The organism is Ruegeria sp. CDSA020 (genome assembly GCF_059612345.1).
In genome coordinates, this window is record NZ_JBXWQK010000004.1 from 154,757 (window position 1) to 177,027 (window position 22,271).

The window sequence follows — 22,271 nt, forward strand, 5'->3', positions numbered from 1 at the left end:
TTTCACGGATCGAATTCGTTGAAAAATTGAACTGTTGGCACCGGATCATTTTTCCGATCCCGTAACTGATTTCCAAAGGTTTACGACGGCTCCCAGTTTGCGCGCTTCATGAATGGCCAGCGCAAAATGTGACCCGTCATGCAGAACGGCAAGCGCATCCCCTTTGCCCCCTGAAGGCCGCATTACAATCAGCTGAGGATGATCCAGCGCGGTGGCGGCGTCACCGTCCCACCCAACAAGATCCTGTGTAAACTGACGAAGCAGATCCTGATCGGCGTGCATGGGTTGCCCGACGTCGCATACTCCTTCGAGCCGCAATATGGCTGCACCGTCTAAGGTGACTTCGGCGCGTCCCAATGCGAACCGTTCAGCGCCGTCAAAAAACGCGCTGGCAATGGTTCCGGCTGTCGCCCCGGCGGCGGGCGCTGGAATATCTGTTTCTTGCGGAGCAGGCGTGTCGGGAACCAAAGAAACGACCGTCTCGGGCGGCAGTTCGATAGTGCCGCAAGCCTTTGCAATCTCGCTGAAAGTCACACCGACATCATCGACCTCAAGCGCCGTGTCCGGTTGCAGAGAAAGCAGCTCCAACGGGGCAGGGGCTGCTGCAATATCGGACACCAATTCGGCCAAGCGGGTCGCAAGCTCTTCACGCGGAGTAGTTTCAAAATCCGGTATCATGCCCGAGCGGACCCGGAAAACATCAGTTACCCGCGAGCTGTTGACCTCCATTGCCAGACAATCACCATTGGCCGCGGTAAATTCCAGCCGACGCGGCAAAATGGTTCCGCGAATTGTACGCAGGATCTTTTCACGACGAATCTCAGTCGTCTCAGCAGCTAATGTAACCGTCGGATTCAATCGGGCGACCGACAACCGCCCGATGTCTTCGAGCATGTCCAGTATGTCAGTATCCATCATGCCGTGACCCCCTCTGGTCCCGTTATACAGCGGCCGTAACTGGCCCCAGGCTTATGTGCGATTTAGTAAGCGCCAGCCCCACATTGGCACTGTCGCGACAGATGTAGCAGACCACATGGTCCGGGTAGTCCGGGGTCCGCAGGAAAATATTCAGCCGATCCTTTGAAAACACTGCGATTTCGCCAAACCCAGGATTTTCCGTATCGTCGGCGTCGGTCGAACGCAGCAGATTCTCAAACGCGATCACACCGTGCCCCTGAAAAAGGTTGGCCACCGCAATGGCCAGAGTATCCAAGGCTTCGGCACTTTCCGAGTCTGTGACATGGGTGCCTAGCAACATACCTGTCTTCATGTCGACATACCCGGCTGCTATGCAGTCGGGTATGGTCGCCATCGCATCGTTTAATGCTGTTTCGATAGACATCAGTTGCCCTGTCTCCTAGGTTTCTCTCCGCTAAAGTACATGTCGTTCAACACCCGTGTCTTCAGAGGTATTGGCCATGGGCCTTACCGCGTTATCTGATTTTCGCGCATTGTGTTCGGCCGTGATTTGGTCAAACTCCTCAAGAAATGCTTGAAATACCTTCTTCAACGCTTCTGGGTTGGTGGGCATGTCTTCGCCATCCGTGACCTCGCGCCACATCGCCGCCGCGCTAAGCGGGGTGTCGACGGACACGTTCACAATGTCTTCAAACGAGCCCGCGATTTCCGGTCTGCTCTCTGGCAGGGCGACAACCTGAGTGTTCACCAGGCCATTGGTTTCCGGCTCTGGTTCGAACTCATCCTCGGCATCATCCGATTGTTCAGCCATCAACGCTGTGATCGAGGATACGGAAAGTTCGACCGGGGTTTCTTCCGGCTCTGCCTGAGTGGTCTCTTCGGGCTCCGGAACATCTGTAAGCTGGTCCTCCAAAGAGGCCATGAATGTGTCAGCTTCGTCTTCGTCACTGAACAGGTTTTCTTCTTCAGCAACTTCGACTTCCGCAGAAAGTGACTGAACTTCAACAATATCAGTTTCATCAATGACGGATACGGCCTGTGGGTCTGTTTCATCATCCTCGGTAGGAGCAACGGACAGATCGGCAACGTCCGAGTCCTCGGGAGTGGTCTCCCGGAAGAACGCCCGCAATTCGTCTTCTTTTTCTTCTTTTACGATCTCGGCGCCCGAGGTCATGTCGGCGCGCAGACGTTCGGCCTCTTGTGGGTCAATGCGCGGGGCACGTTCAACCTCATCGGGGCGCAGTTCGACCCGGGCAGGGCGCACGGGGAATTGTGTCACCACCTCGGGCTCTGTTCCCTCATGCAGCGGATTTACCAGCTTCAGCGGAGCGGTTCCCTGTACATTCGAGAAATTGCGCCGCGGGCGCAGCGGGTGTACCTGAGGAGCATCGGACAAGCTGGTGTCAATTTGATAACGCGCCAGCTGATGAGCGCGGCTGTCCATGATCAGTTCTGTGATTTCCAGGAAGCTGTCGACCATCTTGCCACCGCCACTGCGGGTCCACAATTCGGCGTCCCCGCTTTTGTCGCGGGCCATGATGGCATCACGGGCTGAAAACAGGATCGAACGGTTGAACAGGTGACCTGCTTCGCGGTTCACACGACGAAGGACCTTTTGGCGATCCTTGACATCCAAAACGTCTGCACGTGTGACCAGCAGCAATGAATTGTGTTGCAACCGTTCGGGCAGGGAAACCCAGGTTGCCCGTTCCGTTTCGCGCCATGCCTGCGTGGCGTGCGTACACCAAATAACGCCATTTGCCTGACCGACAGCCCGTCGCCAGACATCAGTAGAAATCTTGGGGTCGGAAATACCCGGAGTGTCGATCAGGTCGACGGCTTCAAGAATGTCGGATTCCAGAAATATGCGAATAAACTGGGCATCATTCACCCCGACTTGTTCCAGCTGGTCCAGGTCAATGTTTTCGCGAGTTCCGTCAGGGCGTTGTACATAGGCCGACCTTCTACCCCAACTGAACCAAACTGGTGGCAGCTGTGTGGCTGTAACCTGTGTAGGCAGTGCCTCCGAGCGCAGCAGAAAGTTCATCAAGGTTGATTTGCCGGCGCTGAATTCCCCCATAAGTGCGAAAACAGGTTTCCTGCGGGACCATTTCTCAATGCGGTCCCATGCTTTTGAAGAGACGAAGCGGGTTTGTGAATCTTTTGCCATATCGCTACTTATGCTGCCTCGTTACTAAGATCTTTCAGGATATCGCCGAGGATATCGTCGCGGGATTTCTGAGGGGCCAGCCCCTCCATCAGCGCTGCACTGCGACCGGGGTCCTTTTCGGCCGAGGCCGAAATGTTCAACAGAGTCTCCTTTTGCTCGCGCATAAAGTCGGAAAGGGCGGCGCGGACATTTTCAAGAACTGCTGCAATCTGGTTTTCTTCGATATCCTTGGTGATCGAATTCGCCTCTGATGTGATCAGGCGCGTATAATCCGCCGCATAGGCCTCGAAACCATTGCGGCGTTGCCACCAGCGGCGCCACCATGTGCTTTGCAAGTCCAGGGCAATCGTGCGTCCGATACCCAGTGGAGGTGGTACCCGCGGGACGATTGGTGCCTCGATGCTGAACTCTCCCAGATGGTTGCCCAGCAAGCTTTGATACAACGCTTCGATGTCAGCGGCTGCCGCTGAATACAACGCACCAACTTCTTTGCGCATCGACCGGGCAAAGCTAAAATAGGCCGCTTTTTGCAAGGTCCGCAGCCCGGCAGGATCGTATTGCCACGTTCCTTGCTCGCCATTTTGCTCAAGATGCGCGATCAGAGAATCGGTGGCACGTTTAACAAAGTTGGCTTCGGCCGAGTTCAGACGCTCAAGCACTTTCGCGCGCAAGGAAGCAGTAAGCTCAGCGGCCTTCTTTTCATATTCTGCGTTGACCTCGGCCACGGCCTCTTCAGGTGCTACCCCGTTCAGCTCTCGCACGATCCCTTCGCTGTCGGATAGTTTTTTGGCCACGGCGGTCGCCCGGATCTGACTGGCGATGTTGCGCGCCCGGTGGCGTACACGGTCCAGAAGTCGAGTTCCTGCGCCTTCGGCAATGCGTTCATTCATCGCCAGCAATAGGTCGGGCAAACCGGACAACGCCCAAATCTTGTCCAGTGACGGGGCCTGATCGCCAAACCCGGCCGCCAGATAGAACGTGTTAAGGGCTTTCCGGGATTCCTCGGACAGAATATCGGGATTGCCAGTTATCGCGGCCTCGGCCCACAGGGCGCTGCCGAACACGACACTTGCCTTGGTGTCGATATTGTTCTGTTTCAGTGTGTCCAGAATCCGATCCCGAATCTCAGGAACCTGGGTGACCGGATCTGCAAGTTCGTCAATTCGGTTAACAAACAGGATGATCTGACGATTTTCGAACTGAGCGATGATCCGCATCAGCGCCATGTCCATTGTGGTCAGAGCCTGACTGGCTGCCAGAACCACAATGCAGACTTCGGACCCGCGCAGGCTGCGCAGGGTGATCTGTTCACGCACCATAAATGTATCGTTTACACCCGGTGTGTCGCACAGCTTGAGGGAAATCGGGTACTGGGGGATGTCCATGTACAGCTCAGCCGACTTTGTCACATCCGCAAAACGACCGGTCTTGGGGTTGATGTCCGGGTCGTCTTCATCACCCAGACACACATACCTTTGGATCAGTTCCTCATCGAAATAGTCGTATTGATGGCTTTGCCCCAGAATCAGGTCGAAATGCTTACCCAGTCGTTCCTCGGACTTAGCTTTCATTTCGCCGATCTGACGGCGGATATCGTCCATTTCATCGTCGGCGCCGGCCCGATTGGCCAGCTCTCCCAGCCGGCCGCCGCCAACCATCAGATTGTCCCATTCCTCTTGTTCGAAGAAAGTGAACCGGGATTTTGTATCACCCTGGGTTCTGGTGTTGATGTTCAGCGTGGTAACCACAGAGGTCCAGGGGTTCACATCCGAAGGCAGCAGGGCAGGGCGTGCGGACAGAATGTTCACAAGCGAAGATTTTCCCGCCTTGACCTGACCGACCAGCGTGACGCTGGCAGTAAAATTCTCCATGCGTGTCTTGAGCGTCGCAAGACGTGCCGAGGAGCGCGCGTCCGCCACCTCTGTCAGTTGGTCAATCTGTGTCGTCAATGCCGACATGGCCGAAGTCATTGGGGTCAGCGCTTCGTTTCCAACAGACAAAAGATGATCGTTACGCGCCATGGTTAGCCTCCGGTTCCTGTAGCGGCGATATGAGGTTCGATCTGCCCGTGTGGTGCGCTGGTCAGCGTATCAATCCGGGCGATCAGGTTCAGGGCGTTGCCCAAAATTGCGGCTTCGGCGCTTGGTGTGATCGATTCATATGCGCGGGCATCGGCCAGCACTTCGATCGAGCTGAAGCAGTCGCTATTTTCCAGGCACGCAACACTGCGCCCTGTTGGGAAACCCTGGGATTTGACCTCGGGCAGGGGCATTCGGGAATTGGCAAGCAAATAATGCCCGCCAGAATGCGTACGCAGCGAGATGCCAAACCCGGTATTCGGGTGTTCGCGATTCAGGGTTTTGAGTTCACCAAGAAAACTTTCGCGTGCAAGACCAATCGCGTCTTGCTCGGCAGATGCAGAGTTCATCATGTTGGTCACGGTAAAGACCCTTGTACTGGAGTTGAGCGAACGAACTGGTAAGACGCCCGAAGGCAAAAGACTCATTAACTCCTTTCCACCCATCAACTACTGGCAAGGCGGTCTTATTTTGACGCGAATAAGATTTTTTGGCGTTTGAATTGTGGCGCAAGTATGGCTGCGGACTTGCCCGGGCCCACTACTAAACTAAAAAGCGTATAAAAATATGAGCATATCGGCTGATGTTCACAGCCTGCCAAATTTGATAGCTGGTCTCCAAATGGGGTGTAACTATTTATTAAATTATAGTTTTACATACATGTGGTCAGCTCCATATTTGGCAAAATCTTGTCATGAGACAGAATCCATCGCCCAAACAAAGTGCGCTTTCGGGAAAGGCAACAACAACACGGCACAACGTGAGGGTGTTTAAATTTGGCAGGTTCATCAATGGTGAATTTTAACAGGACGCTATGTTTCACAAAGTCTTTTTTGGGTCTGCCTGGTCTACGAGATTTCTGTTTTAGGCGGCGTCAGGCAAAGCTTGGTCAGCTGCAAGCCCATTGGCCTTTCCGGTCGGTGTGGTCGTGCGGTCTTTCATATGTTTTCGGGTTGTGTGGTGCCTCTGAGCAGAGGTTGGGTTTGTTCTGAAACGGGCATCAATATTCTTCGTGTAAACTACAATTTCCCTCTCGCACTCGTTCAAAAGCTTTGCTATTGAGCGGCATTCCGGCAGCTGCTGCTGGTCGTGCGGGTGTGGCGAAATTGGTAGACGCACCAGATTTAGGTTCTGGCGCCGCAAGGCGTGGGGGTTCAAGTCCCTCCACCCGCACCATAGTTCAGTGTATTGCATTGATTATATTTTATAAATTAGACTCAATAGAGCAACTTTCCCGATTGCCCTGAGACCTTCGCACGAAAGAAGGCGCGCTTCTGACAGCTTTTCGAGACATTTTGGGTTTCCGGTCGCGCAATAAATATCGCAGAATGAAGATTATGTTAAAATAATGCGACATCCTTTGAATATCGTTGCTGCAATTCGATTTTAGGCGCTGGCTGCTGGACACAGTTGGTTCAGCCCGCGCTTATCATTGTCCAGCAAGTAGATTGTCGTGTTGAGACAATTATGGGCGGCAGAGTTGACCCCTATGAAATCATCCCCCATCCTGAGCTGATCCGGTCACCGGCATGTATTTTCGCCTGCTGGCCAATTTCTTTTGTTTTTGGCAAGGTTGCATCATGTCTGACGTATCGGAAAAGCAATATGTGCTTGATACTCATCGCCTGCGAAGCCCCAGCCAAACATTGGAAATCGTAACGCCCTATTTGCGTGAAATGGGCATTACTCGAATTGCGAACTTAACCGGCCTGGATCGTATCGGATTGCCCACGGTCATGGTTGCGCGCCCGAATTCCCGATCGGTTTCGGTGTCGCTCGGCAAGGGATTGTCAGTCCCGGCCGCGCAAGCGTCGGGGGTTATGGAAGCGATCGAAAGCTGGCACGCGGAACGGGTAACGGCGCCTCAACGTCTGGCACGATTTACCGATATAGCGCGCGATGCGCCGGTGGTGGATGTTGATAAGCTGCCTCGGGTGACTGGTGGCCGATTTGATCCTGATGCGAACAGATTGTGGGTAGAGGGTCGGGATTTGAATTCCGCTTGCGCCCGTTGGGTTCCAATGGAGATGGTCGATACCGATTATACATCTTTGCCGATGGGTGGGCAGGTTGCTTTTCCCAGAACGACAAACGGTTTGGCATCCGGCAACAACCTGTTTGAAGCCAGTTGCCATGCGATCTTTGAACTCATCGAACGCGATGCCACCACACTGTGGCAATTTCAGTCCGCGCCAGCACGGATCCACCCAGACACTATCGATGATGACAGGTGCAAGGACGCAATAAGCATGATTGAGGCGGCGGGCCTGAACCTGGGCATCTGGGACACCACCTCGGACATCGGAATCGCCTGTTTCCGCTGTACGATCAGCGAGCCGGACGGGCAGAACGGCCACATCGGTATCGGTGATGGCTGCCATCCAGATCGCGCCATTGCTTTGTTGCGGGCCCTGACCGAAGCGGCACAAACCCGCCTCACCTATATCTCTGGCGCGCGTGATGATCTGGACCCAGAAGAGTTTACTGACCAGGCGCAGACCGAAAGATGTGCCTATATTCGCAATCAGATTGACAGCTCGGACGCGACGCAGGATTTTTCGAATACTCCGACATATGCCACCGGTTCATTCCAAGAGGATTTGAACTTGCTGACTACCCGCCTCGAAACTGTAGGTATTTCGCAGGTGATCATGGTCGATCTATCGCGCCCGGAATATGAGATCGCCGTTGTCCGAGCTGTCATACCGGGGCTTGAAGCGCCTCATGACGACCCCGATTATATCGCCGGGGAACGCGCGCAGCGTGTAATGGAAACATACGGATGAGTGTCGTTATTTTTGTGGGCCCGACGTTGACTGCCGATGTTGTGGCCCAATGCTTGGACCCTGTGATCTTGCCCCCGGTCCGGCAGGGGGACGTATATCGCGTGGCACGTGATCGTCCGCGTGCGATCGGGATAATAGACGGCTTTTTTGAGGGCGTCCCGTCGGTCTGGCACAAAGAGATTCTTTGGGCCATGGATCAGGGAATCCCCGTTTATGGCAGTGCCAGCATGGGTGCTTTGCGCGCGGCAGAGTTGGCTGATTTTGGTATGATCGGCGTGGGTCGAATCTTTGAGGATTTCTACAGCCAAACCCTGCAGGATGACGACGAAGTTGCGGTCCTGCACAGCCCAGCAGAATTGGGCTATTTGCCATTGAGCGAGCCCATGGTCTCGGTCCGAGCAACGGTTGAGGAGGCGCAAAATCTAGGCATGTTGGTCGCTGAACGTGCCGCAGAGGTTCTGCGGATTGCCAAAGGCATGAACTATCGTCAGCGCAGTTGGCCCAACATAATTGACGCGTTGAACGGGCTTTCTGGTATCCAGAGTTTTGTGGACTGGCTGCCAAACGGCAAGGTCGATGCAAAAGCGCGTGATGCCGTTGAGATGCTTGGGCGTATGGCCGAAGATCTGGCAAACGACCTTCCCTTCCCGGCGACGCAGCAACCGACCGAAGAAACGCTGATGTGGAAAGGGCTGCGTGCCCGCGTGGATGCCGATCAGAAGGCCGATCAGGCGGTTATCGACGAAGTCAGGCTGAACCCGGACATGTATACGCGGCTGCGTGAACGGGCCGCGCTGACTCTGCTGGCGCGGGAAGAGGCTGATCGGCGGGATGAAGAGCCTGACCGCCCTGCCCTGATGGAACAAATGGATGCGCACCGGCAAAAAGCCGGCCTGTCGCGCCGCGCCGCTTTGATGGCATGGCTGGACGAGAATGATCTGAGTGTCGAGGAATACGAGGCGATGCTGGCCGATGCCGCTCGGGTGCACGGCCACATTACCTCTCGGGCTTCGGTCCTTGAGTCATCGCTTTTGCGCGAGTTGCGCCGTGACGGGAGCTATGCCGAATTGCGGGATCGTGCCCATCGCAAGGCACAAATGGGAGCTGAATCATTGACTGCCCGAGGCGGTCCCGCAAGCAGGCGCCTACCTATGGTTATGTGGTATTTTGAAACACAGCTTGACCAACCAGTGCCGGATGATCTTGAATCATATGCAGTTTCACTTGGATTGGCCGGGCGGGAAGCATTTTTTGATTTGATAGAAGCAGAGTATTTGTTTTGTCACGCGGATGCCGGATTAAATAGTACCGTTGACTAGCCGCCCAAGGCGGATCCGAGGCGTGGCCTGAAAGGGGGGTATTGTGAACTTACCAGATCACCTTGATGAAGAAGAGCCAGGAACGCGATTTCTGCTGTATCCGCAATCCCCTTTTCTGGAAGAGGACCCACAGCTTGAGCTAGTCGAAATATCGGCCCCGCAGGGCAGTATCGGCCCAGGTCCATCGGGTCCGCGCATGTACACGGTTAACCCTGTCGGAAAGACTACACCCTATGGGGCCATCGTGCCCGGACCGGATGGTCCGGGAATGTATCTGCCGCCCTGGAACGGATATATCCATCCCCCTGCAATGCCTGATGAGTTCGGTAACTTTATCCATATTTGCCCGTCGGACCCGGCTTTTGAGGCAGCGCATCTGTTTGGCTCGGCGCATTTCACGATGGACGTCTGGCAGGGCTATTTTGACCGACCAATCCCATGGCATTTCGCCCGCGATTTTGACCGGCTGGAACTGTCGCTGCTGCCAAGCCTGGACAATGCGCATATCGGTTGGGGTTTCCTTGAAACCGGGGGCACCCACGAACACGGGGACGAATATCGCCCCTACAGCCTGAATTTCGACGTGGTCGCACATGAAATCGGCCACTCAATCATTTACAGCGTCGTGGGCATGCCCACCGACGGAGATGTTTCGGGCGAGTATTACGGGTTCCATGAATCCGCCGCCGATATGGTGGCGCTTCTGGCTTCTTTGCATTTTGGCTCAGTGGTAGAGGCGCTGTTGGAGAACACCAAAGGCAATCTCTACAGCTTCAACCGACTGAATCGCTTTGCCGAACTTTCGGAAAATGCACAGATCAGGACGGCCGCAAACAACCGGTCACTATCGGAATTCGCTGCCGGATGGTCCAGTGAACATGCACTTTCCGAGCCACTGACAGGTGCAATGTTCGACATTTTGGTGGACATCTATCATGAGCGCCTGTTGGTTCATGACCTTATCACACAGGCCGAGGAAGACCTGTCCGATCAGCTAGAGGATTCACCCAATTACAGCGCGGTCATGCAGGGTATTTTTGACAAGCGATATGCCGAAAACCCTGATGGATTTCGCGTAGCACTTCTTGAGGCGCGCGATTTCCTGGGCACCTATCTGGCCGACGCCTGGAGCATGTTGGACGCCGATATGCTCAGCTATTTCGGTGTCGAAAAGGCCATGCTGGCGGTGGATCAGGAAATTACCGCGGGTGCCTTCCGTCGGATCATCGAAGGAAACTTTCGGATGCGTGATATAGGGGTGGCAACTGCCGGTCCGCGGCTGCCGGACCCCGATGAAGACAGTCACGCACACTCCGTCCGCACGCAGGTTCCAGACTGATGACAGCAAAATTCTTTTTTTTTCGGCAGATTTATGGCATTTAGAGGCGGGGTGATTTTTGAGGAGACACCGATGCGGTCATCCTCGGGATTTAATCGAAGGGGGTTCGGGTGATGAACCCATATTTGGGAGATGAGTTTATGGCGGAATCCTTGCTCAGTTTTTCGGAAGTGTTGATTTACGGCAGAGTTATCGACGATTTGGATTACGACCCTGCGAAAAAGAAAAGCAGAGGCAAAGGCAACAACAAACATCTTGATGAGCAACTCGCGAGTTCAGGAAATGACGAAGCAAAATTTGCCAAGATTTACGGGTTTGCCTATGAAGGCACCTATTACGACCTGCCCGAGCCGGTGATTTTCCTGGTTCACGGCAATGGTCAAGACGTCGCCAAGAAGGGCGAGCCACCAAACCAGGCCTCGCGCGCGCCCACGGATCCTTCGATCGGCGGTGTTGCGGCGGCGGACTACCAAGTCGCTGACGGTATCAAGTTCTGGAGCTATGATAAGTCCGATCAGACCATGCGCATGGATGTCACGACAGGTCAGTTCGAACAGGTTCTTTTAGACCTCTATTTCGGCTTTGACAGCCCTGCTATCAGCGGTGCAAAGGTCAGCGGTGCCAAAGTAAGTGGTGCCAAGGTCAGTGGCGCGAAAGTCAGCGGTGCCAAGGTCAGTGGCGCCAAGGTTAGCGGAGCCAAAGTACGCGGCGGCGACTGATCTTCGGACAAAGTCAGCAAAGGAGGCGCGGGATCTCGCGCCTTTTTCCGTTTTAAAATCCCGCTTTTTTCAGCCCTTCGACAAAGTGCTGCGTGTCGTCCTCCAGACGGTCGGGCAGCACCTTGGCCCAGCGTGACAAAGAAAAGTTCGGGTGTGCGGCGCGGTGCTTTTCAGCAATCATACGTGCCATATCCATGTTGCCCAGCTGCGCATGGCTGGCGGCCAGCATCCGTTGACCCTCGGTCGGATTGTTCATCTTGTTGACGGTTTCGATAACATCTTCATAGCGCCTGAGATTGTAATAGGCGCCGCCGAGGTGCCAGAGATACTGATCCGGAAAGTACGGGTTCAGACGCATGGCCTGTTGCAGATGCGTGATGGCGGTCTCATTTTCCCCCGAATGTGCAAGCGCATCGGCGAAATCCGAATGCATATCCGCATCATTGGGGTTGAGAGCCAAAGCACGTTGGTAAGACTGAAGCGCCGCACTATGTTCCTTGCGATACAGATGGACAAATCCCAGCTCGCCAAATCCCCGTGCGTCTGTTGGGTCCAATTCGATCGACCGCTGTGCCAAAGACAGCGCCTGCTCGAAAGCACTGCCTGGATCTTCGGTCCACGAGTATCGCCAATCCAGATTCAACGTTCGGGACAAGGCGGCGGCGGCACGGGCATAGTTGCCGTCCCGTTCCAGCGCAGATTGATAGAAATTCTGTGCCTTGCGGTTGTCGTTGCGCGTGTATTTGAAGATGTGCTGCTGCCCCTGCAGGACAGAGCCATATGCCTCCAGATCTGAAGGAACGGCCTGAACCATAACTTGGCGCTCATGGGATTCGATCATTACGGCCGTGGCCGCGACGATACATTCAGTCACCTCGTCCAGAATATCAAATATATCGTCAATGTTTCGATCAAACCGCTCACCCCAAATCGTGCGTTCAGTGTTTGCATCGACCAGTTCCGCAGTAATGCGGATTCGACTGGAAGAGCGACGCACACTGCCACGGGCGATATACCGGACATTCAGCTTTCTTGCGGCTTCCTTCGGTGGCATGGACTGCGCCCTGAAGAAGAATGATGAGTTTCGGGCGATGACGAACAGGTTTCTGAATTTGGAAAGGTTCAGAATGATGTCGTCGGTCAGACCATCGGCAATCCAGCCGTCAGACTCATCCCCGCCGCTGATGCTGAACGGTAGCACAGCGACCGACGGAGTGTCCGGGCGTTCCAACAGATCGACAATAGCGTCGGGACGCATGGTGCCCGCCAAAGTAGCACCGGCAACTTCGCTGCGGACACAGTAGGTTGAAACCGGCGAAAGAATGTTCTTCAGATGCTGCGGACCAAGAAATTCGTACCCATACCGCAACCGGTTACAAACCTGATCATACACCGCAGAGCTGACATAGACGCGCTCGGGTTCCGCAATTTCTTGCAATCGCGCTGCAATGTTGACGTTGTCGCCATGAATTCCACGCTCATCTATCAGGATCTCTCCAAGATGGATGCCAACGCGAAACTTGATTTGCTGTTGATCTGATCCTGAATCGTTGTGCTGGGCAGAAATTTGGTGCAGCTCAACACCAAATTCGACCGCGCTGGTCGCTGTTTCAAACAGGGCCAGGATGCCGTCACCACGCACTTCGACCACACGCCCCTGATAACGGGCGCATGCGGCTTCGATCTGCGATAGAAGTGTCTTCAAAGCGTTGTAGGTGTCGAGTTCGTTCTCACTCATCAGGCGAGAATAGCCGACGACATCTGCAAATAAGACTGCACCCAGCTTCTGAGTGATTGATGAATTCGGGTTAACTGTATTCACTGGCGGTACTCGATTCCTGAGTTCTGAACGAACCCTAACTTTTGTATAACAAAAAAAGATTTGAAATGATTGGTAATAACGTCTCTTAGTCCGACCCAGTCTCTTGCGGGGGCCAACACCAGCAATCCGAGGCATTATTGCCAAGCTTAACGATGGTTTCACCGCCCAATTCTTTCGCCAGTGAATTTCGGTTTTCGAACCAATCGCTGCTCAGCAACCCGACCACAACCATATCGTGAAATTGACCATCTGCAAACCAGGCCTGACGCATCGACCCCTCGATCTGGCACCCCAGTCTGGCAACCAAGTCTCTGCTGCTGACATTATCCGCCCTATAATACGACGTCAGCCGGTTCAGCCCCAGTTGTCGAAAGGCGAAATCGGCGACCAAAGCCGTCGCTCTGATACCAACCCCATGGCGGCGCACCGAATGATCGACGAACATCGCAACGACAGCATCGCGATTGATCGGCGATATCCCCTCGAGGCCGCTCATGCCGACCAGTTTTCCCGCCGAATTCTCAACAACGAACCAACACCTGCGGCCGATGGCTGAGCCGGTGAACATGTCGCTCCAGCTTTCCTCTGTCTGTGCAAGATTAAGAGGGATGCGGGACACGCGTTCGAATTTGGCTAAATCCTCTACATTTTGAAACCAGGGCAGAATTGTCTCAAGATCGGATTTTTCCAGGGGACGCAGGACATAGGTCTTGTTGCTGGGCTTTTTTTTCACCGGAATTTCAACCTTCAATAAACATCAAAAAAATAACCCGTAGAGGATAGCATGAAAACGCCACAAACAGAAAAGATGATTGTTGCAACCCAGTAAAACAAAAAAACCGGTCCGCCGATCGGGCGAACCGGTCCGTATTAAGCTGTCAGGCTCTTAGTCGTAAAGAACTGCCGCGATCTTCGGATCGTCAATATTGGAAGCATCGTAATAGTAAAAGCCGGTGTCGATTAGGGCCGGGACTTCTTCGCCTTTCATCGCCGCGACGGCCGCCTTGACCGTTTCATAGCCGATACCAACCGGGTTCTGGGTGATTGCCCCGGTCATCAGACCGCTTTTGATCGCGTCTTTTTGGGCTTTGCCGCTGTCATAGCCAATGATGACAAGGCCTTCGGTGCCCAATTCCTGTACCCCGTTCACGACACCAATGGCAGAACCTTCATTGGTGCCAAAAATACCATCCAGATCGGGGTTTGCCGTGAGGATCGCTTTTGTCACCTCGGTTGATTTCAGATGGTCTCCCTGCCCGTACTGAACGGTGACAACCTCGATATCAGGGTATTTTTCCGCAATGCGGTTCACAAATCCATCGCGGCGGTCAATGCCAGTGCGGCTGGTCTGGTCGTGGGCTACCACTGCAACTTTGCCTTTTCCACCAATCTTTTCGGCCATTTTGTCAGCGGCAAGCCCCGCTGCAGCTAGGTTGTCGGTTGTGGCAGTAGAAACAGGAATATCACTGTCGACACCGCTGTCAAAAGCGATGATCGGGATACCCTTGTCATTTGCCTGCTTCAGCAACGGAATGGCGGCCTGACTGTCGAGTGCGGCAAAGCCGATGGCTTTTGGATTGTTTGCCAGTGCTGCGGCCAGCATGTCGATCTGACGGTCGACCATCGTTTCGTTGTCCGGTCCTTCGAATGTGATTGTGACGTCAAACTCTTCGGCTGCCTGTTCGGCGCCCTGCTTTACCGCCTGCCAGAATTGGTGCTGGAACCCTTTGGATACCAGCGGAATATAGATTTCTTCCGCCATGGCCATCGAGGCCGGAGCTGCGAGGGTGGCTGCGCTGAGCACCCCCAGAACGAAACGACGTGTTAACATGATATTCTCCTCCAGTTGGTCGTTATCTTCTTTGGTCCTAAAAATTGTTCACCCGGTCTTTTTGCGCCGCGCCATGTCGGCATAGACGGCCAGAATGATGATCGCGCCGGTGACAACGGTCTGCCATTCCTGCGCGACAGACAGAACGCGCAGCCCATTGGTCAGGACAGCCATGATAAGCGCGCCGATGAGCGTTCCCAGGATCGTGCCGCGCCCGCCGGACAGAGAGGTTCCGCCAATGACCACAGCCGCGATGGCCTCAAGTTCGTATCCCAGCCCCAAAGCGGGTTGTGCCGAGTTCAGGCGCGAGGCGATCAGGATGCCGCCGATGCCGCAAATTCCCCCGGCCAGCGCGTAGATTCGCATCTTCCAGGCGTCGGTGTTGACACCCGACAAGCGGACCGCCTCTTCGTTTGATCCCAAAGCGAACGTATAGCGGCCCAAAACAGTGCGGCTGAGGATATAGGATGCTGCAATCGCGACCAAAAACAAGATCAGCACGCCGTTCGGGATAGGTACCGAGGGGACGATTTCTCCAATCAGAGACCCGCGCGAGATCTGATCGAAACCAGGCGTGTCATTGAAATAGATCGGTCGTGTGCCCGAGATAACCAGCGATAGACCCTTGAGGATCAGCATCATGCCCAGCGTCGCGATGAAGGGCGGGATTTTCATTTTGGCCACAAATGTGCCCGAACACAGACCACAAAACGCACCCGCTGCAATGGCTGCAGCAACACCCAAAAGAAGGGGCATGCCGAGATAAGTCAGGGCTACGCCCGCAATCACGGCGCAGAAGGTCATCAAAGTGCCAACCGACAGGTCGATTCCGCCCGTGATGATCACCAGAGTTGCGGCAACGGCCAGTACGCCGTTGACCGAAGTTGCCTGCAGAATGGCAATCATGTTCGAGGTTTGCATGAAGTTCGGCGATGCGATCGAAAAGCCGATCAACAGGGCGATGAGACTGGCAAAGGCCAGCAGCTTTTGATACGCGCCGCTTTCCGACAGGCCCGCCAGGGGCTTTTTCTTGTCTATTTCCGTTGCTGTGGTCATGTTGCTGTCCCTGTGACCTGCATCGCCGCCGTGCGTTGGGTGGCCAGATGCATGATGTCTTCCTGAGTGGTGTTGTTTCCGCCGGGCAGAATTCCGGTCAGCCGGCCTTCGCACATGACGGCGATGCGGTGGCTGAGGCGCATGATTTCCGGCAATTCGGATGAGATCACGATGATCGTCTTTCCCTGCGCGGCCAGTTCTTCGAGCAGTTTGTAGATTTCCGATTTTGCACCGACATCAATACCGCGCGTGGGTTCGTCAAAGATCAGGATGTCGCAATCTCGCAAAAGCCATTTTGCGATGACTACCTTTTGCTGATTGCCGCCGGACAACAGGCGCACCTCTTGCACATCCGAGGGTGTGCGAATGCCAAGCTGGGCAATATAGCCCTTGGCGGTCGAGCTGATTTCGCCGTCGTTTAGTACCCCGGCAGCACTGGTGAACATATCCATCGAAGCGAGAGCGATATTGTCGCGGACATTCATCCCGGTGGCGAGGCCGAAATGCTTGCGATCCTCGGACAGGTACCCGATCCCGGCGCGCACCGCGTCCTGGGGTGAGCGGATGGGAACGCGGTGCCCATGCACGCGGATTTCGCCGCCATCTAAGGGATCAGCGCCAAAGATTGCTCGGGCCACCTCGGTCCGCCCTGCCCCCATCAGCCCGGCAAACCCCAAGATTTCACCCTTCCGGACCGAAAAGCTGACATCTTTCAGATCCGTGCCTCGCGACAGTCCTGCGACTTCCAGAGAAACCTCGGCATCGCTCAGGTCCGGCACATCCAGAGGGTCTTCGGATACTTCGCGCCCAACCATCATCGCAATGATCTTGCTGATCGGCGTGTCACTGGCACCGACAGTGCCAACATATTCACCGTCGCGCATGACAGTCACACGGTCGGCGATTTGTTTCAGCTCGTCCATTTTGTGGCTGATATAGACAATCCCCACCCCCTCGGCCCTCAGGCGGCGGATGATGACGAACAGCTCGGCAATCTCGGCGTCGTTCAGGGCCGCGGTCGGTTCGTCCATGACCAGAACCTTGGAGCGATAGGACAGCGCCTTGGCAATTTCGACCATCTGCTGCTTGGCAATGGTCAACCCGCCGACCAGCGCTTTGGGATCAAGGTTCAGGTTCATCGCCCCGAAGATTTCAGCGGTTTGAGCGTTCAGCGCGGCCTCGTCCAGGCGACCAAAACGTTTCCGGGGCTCGCGTCCGATAAAGATGTTCTGCGCTACGGTCAGATCATTCATCAGACTCAGTTCCTGATGGATGATCCCGATCCCGAGGTTCTGAGCCTCACGCGGGGATGTGGGACTGGCTGATTTGCCTTGAATGGCCAAGTCGCCGCCATCGCGCTGATAGATCCCGGACAGGATTTTCATCAACGTACTCTTACCCGCCCCGTTTTCCCCCATAAGCGCGTGGATTTCGCCCGAAAACAGATCGAACTGCACGGATTTCAGCGCGTGCACACCGGGGAAATACTTTTCGATCCCCTTCATTTCGACCAGTTTTTCCATCTCTCCTCCCATTTTGCCCCTACCCCTGACGAACCTGCGGCTACATAACAGCGCCGATTTGCCAGGGGACAAATTCAACGCCCCCAAAACCAAGCTCTTCGCTTTTTGTTTGTTCGCCCGATGCGACACGGATCAACATTTCGAACAACTCTTCGCCCTTGGCCTCGATACTGACCCCGTCAGTGACGATGTCGCCGCAATTCAGATCCATGTCTTCGGACATGCGGGCGTACATTTCCGAATTTGTTGCCAGCTTAATGCAGGGCGTGGGTTGATATCCGGAGACCGACCCCCTGCCCGTGGTGAACACGATCAAATTGGCACCCGCTGCGACCTGACCCGTGACTGAGCAAGGATCGAACCCGGGGCTGTCCATGAAGACAAAGCCCTTTTTGTCGATAATTTCACCAAATCTGTAGACGTCGCGCATTGGGGCCGTGCCCCCCTTGGCCACCGCACCCAGAGACTTTTCAAGAATGGTCGTCAGTCCACCGCGCTTGTTTCCGGGGCTTGGATTGTTGTCCATCTCGCCACCATTGCGCTTGGTGTAATCTTCCCACCAATGAATACGGTCGATCAGTTTTTCGCCGATTTCCGGTGTTTCTGCGCGCCGGGTCAAAAGATGCTCGGCGCCATAAATTTCAGAGGTTTCCGATAGGATTGTTGTTCCGCCATGGCGCACAAGCAGATCAGAGGCATATCCAAGCGCCGGATTGGCAGTGATGCCGGAATAACCATCCGAACCTCCGCATTGCATCCCGACCGTAATCGCACTGATCCGAGCGGGCTTGCGCACCGCCTGATTGGCCAGCCGCGCGATCCCCTCCAGCTCGGCAAGCCCGCGCTCGATCGTGCGGCGCGTACCGCCTTCGTTTTGGATGGTCATATAGCGCAAGGCACCGTCCTCGCGGATGGGGCGGCCATCAACCAGACTGGCCACTTGCATGACCTCACATCCCAGCCCGATCAGCAGAATGCCGGCAAAGTTCGGGTGCTGGGCGTACCCGGCCAGGGTGCGCATCAACGTAGCATAGCCGTCATCCTTGGCCGACATACCGCAGCCCGTGCCATGCACGATGGGCACCACCCCGTCCACGTTGGGATATGGATCAAGCAACCCGCTTTTTGAGGCCGCTTCGGCGATGAACCGGGCTACTGAACCCGAACAATTCACTGTCGTCAGAATTCCGATATAGTTGCGCGTGCCAACCTTCCCATCGGACCGGTGATACCCAAGAAAACTCCGCTCTTCGTCGATATGCGGCAAAGGGGTATTTGCGGTCGCATGGGCATAGTCCTGCTGATGGGCCCCCATACCAAGATTGTGGACATGGACGTGATCTCCGGCTGCGATATCTGCCTTTGCCTGACCAATGATCTGACCATAGCGAATGACGTTTTCTCCGGCAGAAATTGGGGCAATAGCAATCTTATGCCCACGCAGAACCTGATCCCGAAGCGGGACATTCAGCCCGGAAGGCTGCGTGCCGATCTTCAGATCTCGGAGTGCAATGACGATATTGTCGTCCGGGTTCAACCTGACTGCATCGCGCGCTGCGGGCTGAGAAGCCTTTATTTTCTGATCTGGTTGCATCATTTTCCTGTTTGCTGATCCCGACTGCTAATCGTCGGGCACGCACTTGTCAACTAACATGTTAGTATGCTAGGTCACCAAATATGAATAAACCACAGGACATAAACGCTCTGCACCTGCGCGATATTTCTACGTCTGAGGGCTCTTTGTCTCAGCGCGTTTACCTCTCAATCAAGCATGCAATCCTGTCGCTGGACTTCGCGCCGGGCGACAACCTCAGGAAGGCACCGATATGCGAACGCCTTGGCGTTTCGCGTGCGCCCGTGACCGAGGCGATTGCCCGACTTGCTTCCGAGGGTCTGGTGGATGTCGTGCCCCAATCCGGCACGCGCGTATCCTATTTCTCGATGTCCGAAATTCGCGAGGGCATGTTCCTGCGTGAAGCACTTGAACTTGCGACGGTCGCCAAAGTCGCGCGCGATTTGACCGAGGATCAGCGCAAGATACTGGGCCGCAACATGCGTCTGCAAGAGCTGCTGATCGAAGATGAAGATGTCCCCGGCTTTTACGAGGCGGATGAAGAATTCCACGGCCTGCTGATGAAATTCACAGGATTCAACAGGTTAAGCGACGTCGCGCAAACCGTTTCACTGCAAGTGACCAGAGCGCGAATGCTGCTGCTGCCTACCCCGGGCCGGGTGGTGGAAACGCTGGCCGAACACCGCGCCATTTTCAACGCGGTTCTTGAGAGAGATGAAAAAGCTGCACAGGACGCCATGCAACGTCATCTGGGGCAGTTGATGCCTCGGATTCAACGCTTGCAGCAGGAACAGTCCCACCTTTTCACGGACTCCCCTCATCCAATACGCGAGGCAGGATGACAGTTACCGCAACAGAGCTTCTAAATGGCCGCACGGCGCGACCCGTTCCGCTGACTCGGATGGGATTTGGTGGCGCGCCTTTGGGGAATCTCTATCGCAAAGTGTCAGACGAGGATGCGCAGGCTGCGCTGCAGGCAGCCTTTGATTTGGGTATCCGATTTTTTGACACTGCACCGCAATATGGGTTGGGCCGCTCCGAGCAACGATTTGGCCAGGCTATTGCCCGGTTCGGACGCGAAGAGATTCAACTTTCGACCAAGATCGGGCGTCTGCTGCTGGATTGCGCACCGCATCATGTCACACCCGAAGCCTTTGTTGATGTGCCGCAGAAACGTATCGTTTTCGACTATACCTATGACGGGGTCATGCGATCCTACGACGCCAGCCGCGACCGGTTGGGTGTCTCATGCGCCGATATCCTGCTTGTGCATGACGTCTGTGCGTTCAGTCAGGGCAGTCAGGAGGCATCTGATGCCAAGATCCGGGAACTGTTCGATGGCGGCGGATACAAAGCTCTGGTTGAACTTCGTGAAGCCGGTGAAATCTCCGCCATTGGAGCCGGTGTAAATGAATGGCAGGTCTGCGAAAGATTATTGGGCTTGGGCGACTTTGACGGGTTTCTTCTGGCAGGCCGTTATACCCTCTTGGAACAAGACGCTTTAGACAGCTTTCTACCCCTTTGCGAAAAGCGGGACGTGGGCATAATTCTTGGCGGGCCGTACAACTCGGGTATCCTCGCAACCGGCGCTGTTCCCGGTGCGAAATACAATTATGCTGATGCACCCGAAGACATCCTTGCCCGAGTTCGCCAGATCGAGGCTGTCTGCTCAGCCCATGATACACCACTGATCGCTGCTGCCTTACAATTTGTCCTTGGCCATCCCTGCGTCAAAACCGTTGTCCCCGGCGCGGTGAATGCTGCCGAGGTGCAGGCCAATGCGGCCCTGCTCGAACGTCAAATCCCCGCTGCGCTTTGGTCTGATCTGTGTTCGGAAGGATTGATCCGTTCCGACGCCCCCCTTCCCGGAGAGGCTGCCTATGCTGCGTAATATTGATCCCATCCTGTCGCCTGACCTGTTGTACACCCTGCGCGCTATGGGGCATGGCGATGAAATCGTGATTGCGGATGCGAATTTCCCCGGCTCCAGCTCTGGGCCGGGCTGCATACGTGCCGACGGGTCAAGCGCCAGCGAAATCCTAAGAGCTATTTTGTCTGTCATGCCGTTGGACACATTTGTGCCTGACCCGGCCCTGACCATGCAGGTTGTTGGCGATCCGGATGCTATACCTGAGGCCATCGCCGATTTTCAGACCATTATCAGCGAAATAGCGGACCACCCGGCCACGATACAGGGCCTTGAACGTTTCGCCTTTTACGACCGGGCGGCCACAGCTTTTGCGATCGTGCAAACCGGCGAACGTCGGCTGTATGGCAACATCATCCTGAAAAAGGGTGTTCTTGGATGAAGATCGACGCCCATCAGCATTTTTGGACATTGGCGCGCGAAGACTATGGCTGGCTGACACCGGATCTGGGGCCGATTTACGCGGATTTCGCGCCCGCGGATCTGGCCCCATTGCTGAAAGGAGCGGGAATTGACGGTACGGTCTTAGTACAGGCTGCGCCGACAGCTGCTGAGACCGAATATCTGCTGTCACTCGCCGAGCAGGCCCCGTTCATAAAAGGCGTTGTCGGATGGGTTGATTTTGAGGCCGCCGACGCACCGGAACAAATCGCACGACTGGCTGCCCACCCGGTTTTTGTCGGTTTGCGCCCCATGGTTCAGGACATTCCCGACCCATTATGGATGCTCAAGGATGGGCTGACACCGTCTTTTGACTCTCTGCAACAGTCAAACCTTACCTTTGATGCGCTGACCCTGCCGCGACATCTGGGGCCACTTCAACAGCTGCTGGATCGGCACCCACATATGCGCACGGTGATTGATCACGGTGCCAAGCCCCTGATCCGGGAGGGAGTCATGGAGGGCTGGCTAGAAGACATGTCGACATTGGCCCGAAATACAAATGCCTGGTGCAAACTTTCCGGGTTGGTGACCGAGGCCGGGGCGAATTGGACGGTAGAAGATTTGAAGCCCTATGTGGATCACCTGCTGAACACTTTCGGGCCCTATCGCCTGATCTGGGGCAGCGACTGGCCGGTTTGCACATTAAACAGCAGTTATGAACGATGGCTCGAGGCGACCGATACGCTGTTAACCGGTCTGTCACCACACGAGCATCAGGCGATACGGGGCGGTAATGCTGCCCAGGCCTATGACCTCAGGGACTAGA

At 55.2% G+C, this 22,271-nt stretch carries 19 protein-coding genes and 1 tRNA gene; 9 read left to right on the top strand and 11 right to left on the bottom strand.

Translation table 11 applies throughout. The annotated features are described in order from the left end of the window. Nucleotides 1-45: 45 nt before the first annotated feature. Genes AC2FJW_RS08255 through AC2FJW_RS08275 form a run of 5 tightly spaced genes read right to left on the bottom strand, consistent with a single transcriptional unit; the run spans nucleotide 46 to nucleotide 5,516 of the window. Nucleotides 46-918: a hypothetical protein gene (locus AC2FJW_RS08255; RefSeq protein ID WP_496749800.1), complete on the bottom strand. Its 873-nt coding sequence runs from the start codon at nucleotides 916-918 to the stop codon at nucleotides 46-48. A gap of 22 nt (nucleotides 919-940) precedes the next feature. Further along, on the bottom strand, nucleotides 941-1,342 hold the full coding sequence (locus AC2FJW_RS08260) for a hypothetical protein (RefSeq protein WP_496691615.1): 402 nt from the start codon (nucleotides 1,340-1,342) through the stop codon (nucleotides 941-943). A gap of 30 nt (nucleotides 1,343-1,372) precedes the next feature. Continuing rightward, nucleotides 1,373-3,088: a dynamin family protein gene (locus AC2FJW_RS08265; RefSeq protein WP_496749802.1), complete on the bottom strand. Its 1,716-nt coding sequence runs from the start codon at nucleotides 3,086-3,088 to the stop codon at nucleotides 1,373-1,375. A gap of 8 nt (nucleotides 3,089-3,096) precedes the next feature. Continuing rightward, on the bottom strand, nucleotides 3,097-5,109 hold the full coding sequence (locus tag AC2FJW_RS08270; protein WP_496749804.1) for a dynamin family protein: 2,013 nt from the start codon (nucleotides 5,107-5,109) through the stop codon (nucleotides 3,097-3,099). Nucleotides 5,110-5,111: 2 nt separating this feature from the next. Further along, nucleotides 5,112-5,516, bottom strand: a complete 405-nt coding sequence (locus AC2FJW_RS08275; protein ID WP_496677113.1) for a hypothetical protein — start codon at nucleotides 5,514-5,516, stop codon at nucleotides 5,112-5,114. Between the two features lie 741 nt (nucleotides 5,517-6,257). On the opposite strand from AC2FJW_RS08275, the gene AC2FJW_RS08280 reads away from it, so the two are divergent. The 5 genes from AC2FJW_RS08280 (at nucleotide 6,258) to AC2FJW_RS08300 (ending at nucleotide 11,329) form a co-directional block, all read left to right on the top strand. Beyond that, a tRNA-Leu gene (locus AC2FJW_RS08280) sits at nucleotides 6,258-6,342 on the top strand. A 404-nt stretch (nucleotides 6,343-6,746) separates the two neighbouring features. Continuing rightward, nucleotides 6,747-7,952, top strand: a complete 1,206-nt coding sequence (locus tag AC2FJW_RS08285) for a YcaO-like family protein (RefSeq protein ID WP_496749805.1) — start codon at nucleotides 6,747-6,749, stop codon at nucleotides 7,950-7,952. Next, complete coding sequence (locus tag AC2FJW_RS08290; RefSeq protein ID WP_496749806.1) at nucleotides 7,949-9,271, top strand: TfuA-like protein; 1,323 nt, start codon at nucleotides 7,949-7,951, stop codon at nucleotides 9,269-9,271. Before AC2FJW_RS08285 ends, AC2FJW_RS08290 begins: the two co-directional genes overlap by 4 nt. Before the next feature lie 43 nt (nucleotides 9,272-9,314). After that, nucleotides 9,315-10,610 carry a gluzincin family metallopeptidase gene (locus AC2FJW_RS08295; protein WP_496749807.1) on the top strand — a complete coding sequence of 432 codons (1,296 nt, stop codon included), beginning with the start codon at nucleotides 9,315-9,317 and terminating at the stop codon, nucleotides 10,608-10,610. A 113-nt stretch (nucleotides 10,611-10,723) separates the two neighbouring features. Continuing rightward, nucleotides 10,724-11,329, top strand: coding sequence for a hypothetical protein (locus tag AC2FJW_RS08300; RefSeq protein ID WP_496691609.1), 606 nt, complete (start codon nucleotides 10,724-10,726; stop codon nucleotides 11,327-11,329). Nucleotides 11,330-11,381: 52 nt separating this feature from the next. On the opposite strand, the gene AC2FJW_RS08305 is transcribed toward AC2FJW_RS08300, so the two are convergent. The 6 genes from AC2FJW_RS08305 to AC2FJW_RS08330 all read right to left on the bottom strand — a co-directional run bounded on the left by AC2FJW_RS08305 (nucleotide 11,382) and on the right by AC2FJW_RS08330 (nucleotide 19,155). Next, a complete protein-coding gene (locus AC2FJW_RS08305) occupies nucleotides 11,382-13,151 on the bottom strand; it encodes an adenylate/guanylate cyclase domain-containing protein (RefSeq protein WP_281286267.1) in 1,770 nt (589 codons plus the stop codon). A gap of 85 nt (nucleotides 13,152-13,236) precedes the next feature. Beyond that, nucleotides 13,237-13,884, bottom strand: a complete 648-nt coding sequence (locus AC2FJW_RS08310; protein WP_246097210.1) for a GNAT family N-acetyltransferase — start codon at nucleotides 13,882-13,884, stop codon at nucleotides 13,237-13,239. A gap of 153 nt (nucleotides 13,885-14,037) precedes the next feature. Then, nucleotides 14,038-14,982, bottom strand: coding sequence for an ABC transporter substrate-binding protein (locus AC2FJW_RS08315; protein WP_271948847.1), 945 nt, complete (start codon nucleotides 14,980-14,982; stop codon nucleotides 14,038-14,040). 48 nt (nucleotides 14,983-15,030) lie between these two features. Continuing rightward, on the bottom strand, nucleotides 15,031-16,038 hold the full coding sequence (locus AC2FJW_RS08320) for an ABC transporter permease (RefSeq protein ID WP_496697017.1): 1,008 nt from the start codon (nucleotides 16,036-16,038) through the stop codon (nucleotides 15,031-15,033). Further along, entirely contained in the window at nucleotides 16,035-17,561 is a 1,527-nt protein-coding gene (locus AC2FJW_RS08325) for a sugar ABC transporter ATP-binding protein (RefSeq protein WP_496749808.1), read from the bottom strand. Before AC2FJW_RS08325 ends, AC2FJW_RS08320 begins: the two co-directional genes overlap by 4 nt. 40 nt (nucleotides 17,562-17,601) lie before the next feature. Further along, a complete protein-coding gene (locus AC2FJW_RS08330; protein ID WP_496749951.1) occupies nucleotides 17,602-19,155 on the bottom strand; it encodes a UxaA family hydrolase in 1,554 nt (517 codons plus the stop codon). 83 nt (nucleotides 19,156-19,238) lie between these two features. Between AC2FJW_RS08330 and AC2FJW_RS08335 the strand changes: the two genes are divergently transcribed. The 4 genes from AC2FJW_RS08335 to AC2FJW_RS08350 are packed head-to-tail and all read left to right on the top strand — an operon-like array spanning nucleotide 19,239 to nucleotide 22,270. Continuing rightward, the gene (locus tag AC2FJW_RS08335) at nucleotides 19,239-19,976 is read left to right on the top strand and encodes a GntR family transcriptional regulator (RefSeq protein WP_281995093.1); all 738 of its coding nucleotides are present in this window, start codon (nucleotides 19,239-19,241) and stop codon (nucleotides 19,974-19,976) included. Beyond that, complete coding sequence (locus AC2FJW_RS08340; RefSeq protein ID WP_496703195.1) at nucleotides 19,973-21,025, top strand: aldo/keto reductase; 1,053 nt, start codon at nucleotides 19,973-19,975, stop codon at nucleotides 21,023-21,025. The genes AC2FJW_RS08335 and AC2FJW_RS08340 overlap by 4 nt, the downstream gene beginning before the upstream one ends. Then, nucleotides 21,015-21,443 (top strand): RbsD/FucU family protein, encoded by a 429-nt coding sequence (locus AC2FJW_RS08345; RefSeq protein WP_142636301.1) that lies wholly within the window; start codon nucleotides 21,015-21,017, stop codon nucleotides 21,441-21,443. Before AC2FJW_RS08340 ends, AC2FJW_RS08345 begins: the two co-directional genes overlap by 11 nt. Further along, nucleotides 21,440-22,270: an amidohydrolase family protein gene (locus tag AC2FJW_RS08350; protein ID WP_496749809.1), complete on the top strand. Its 831-nt coding sequence runs from the start codon at nucleotides 21,440-21,442 to the stop codon at nucleotides 22,268-22,270. The genes AC2FJW_RS08345 and AC2FJW_RS08350 overlap by 4 nt, the downstream gene beginning before the upstream one ends. Nucleotide 22,271: the final 1 nt, after the last annotated feature.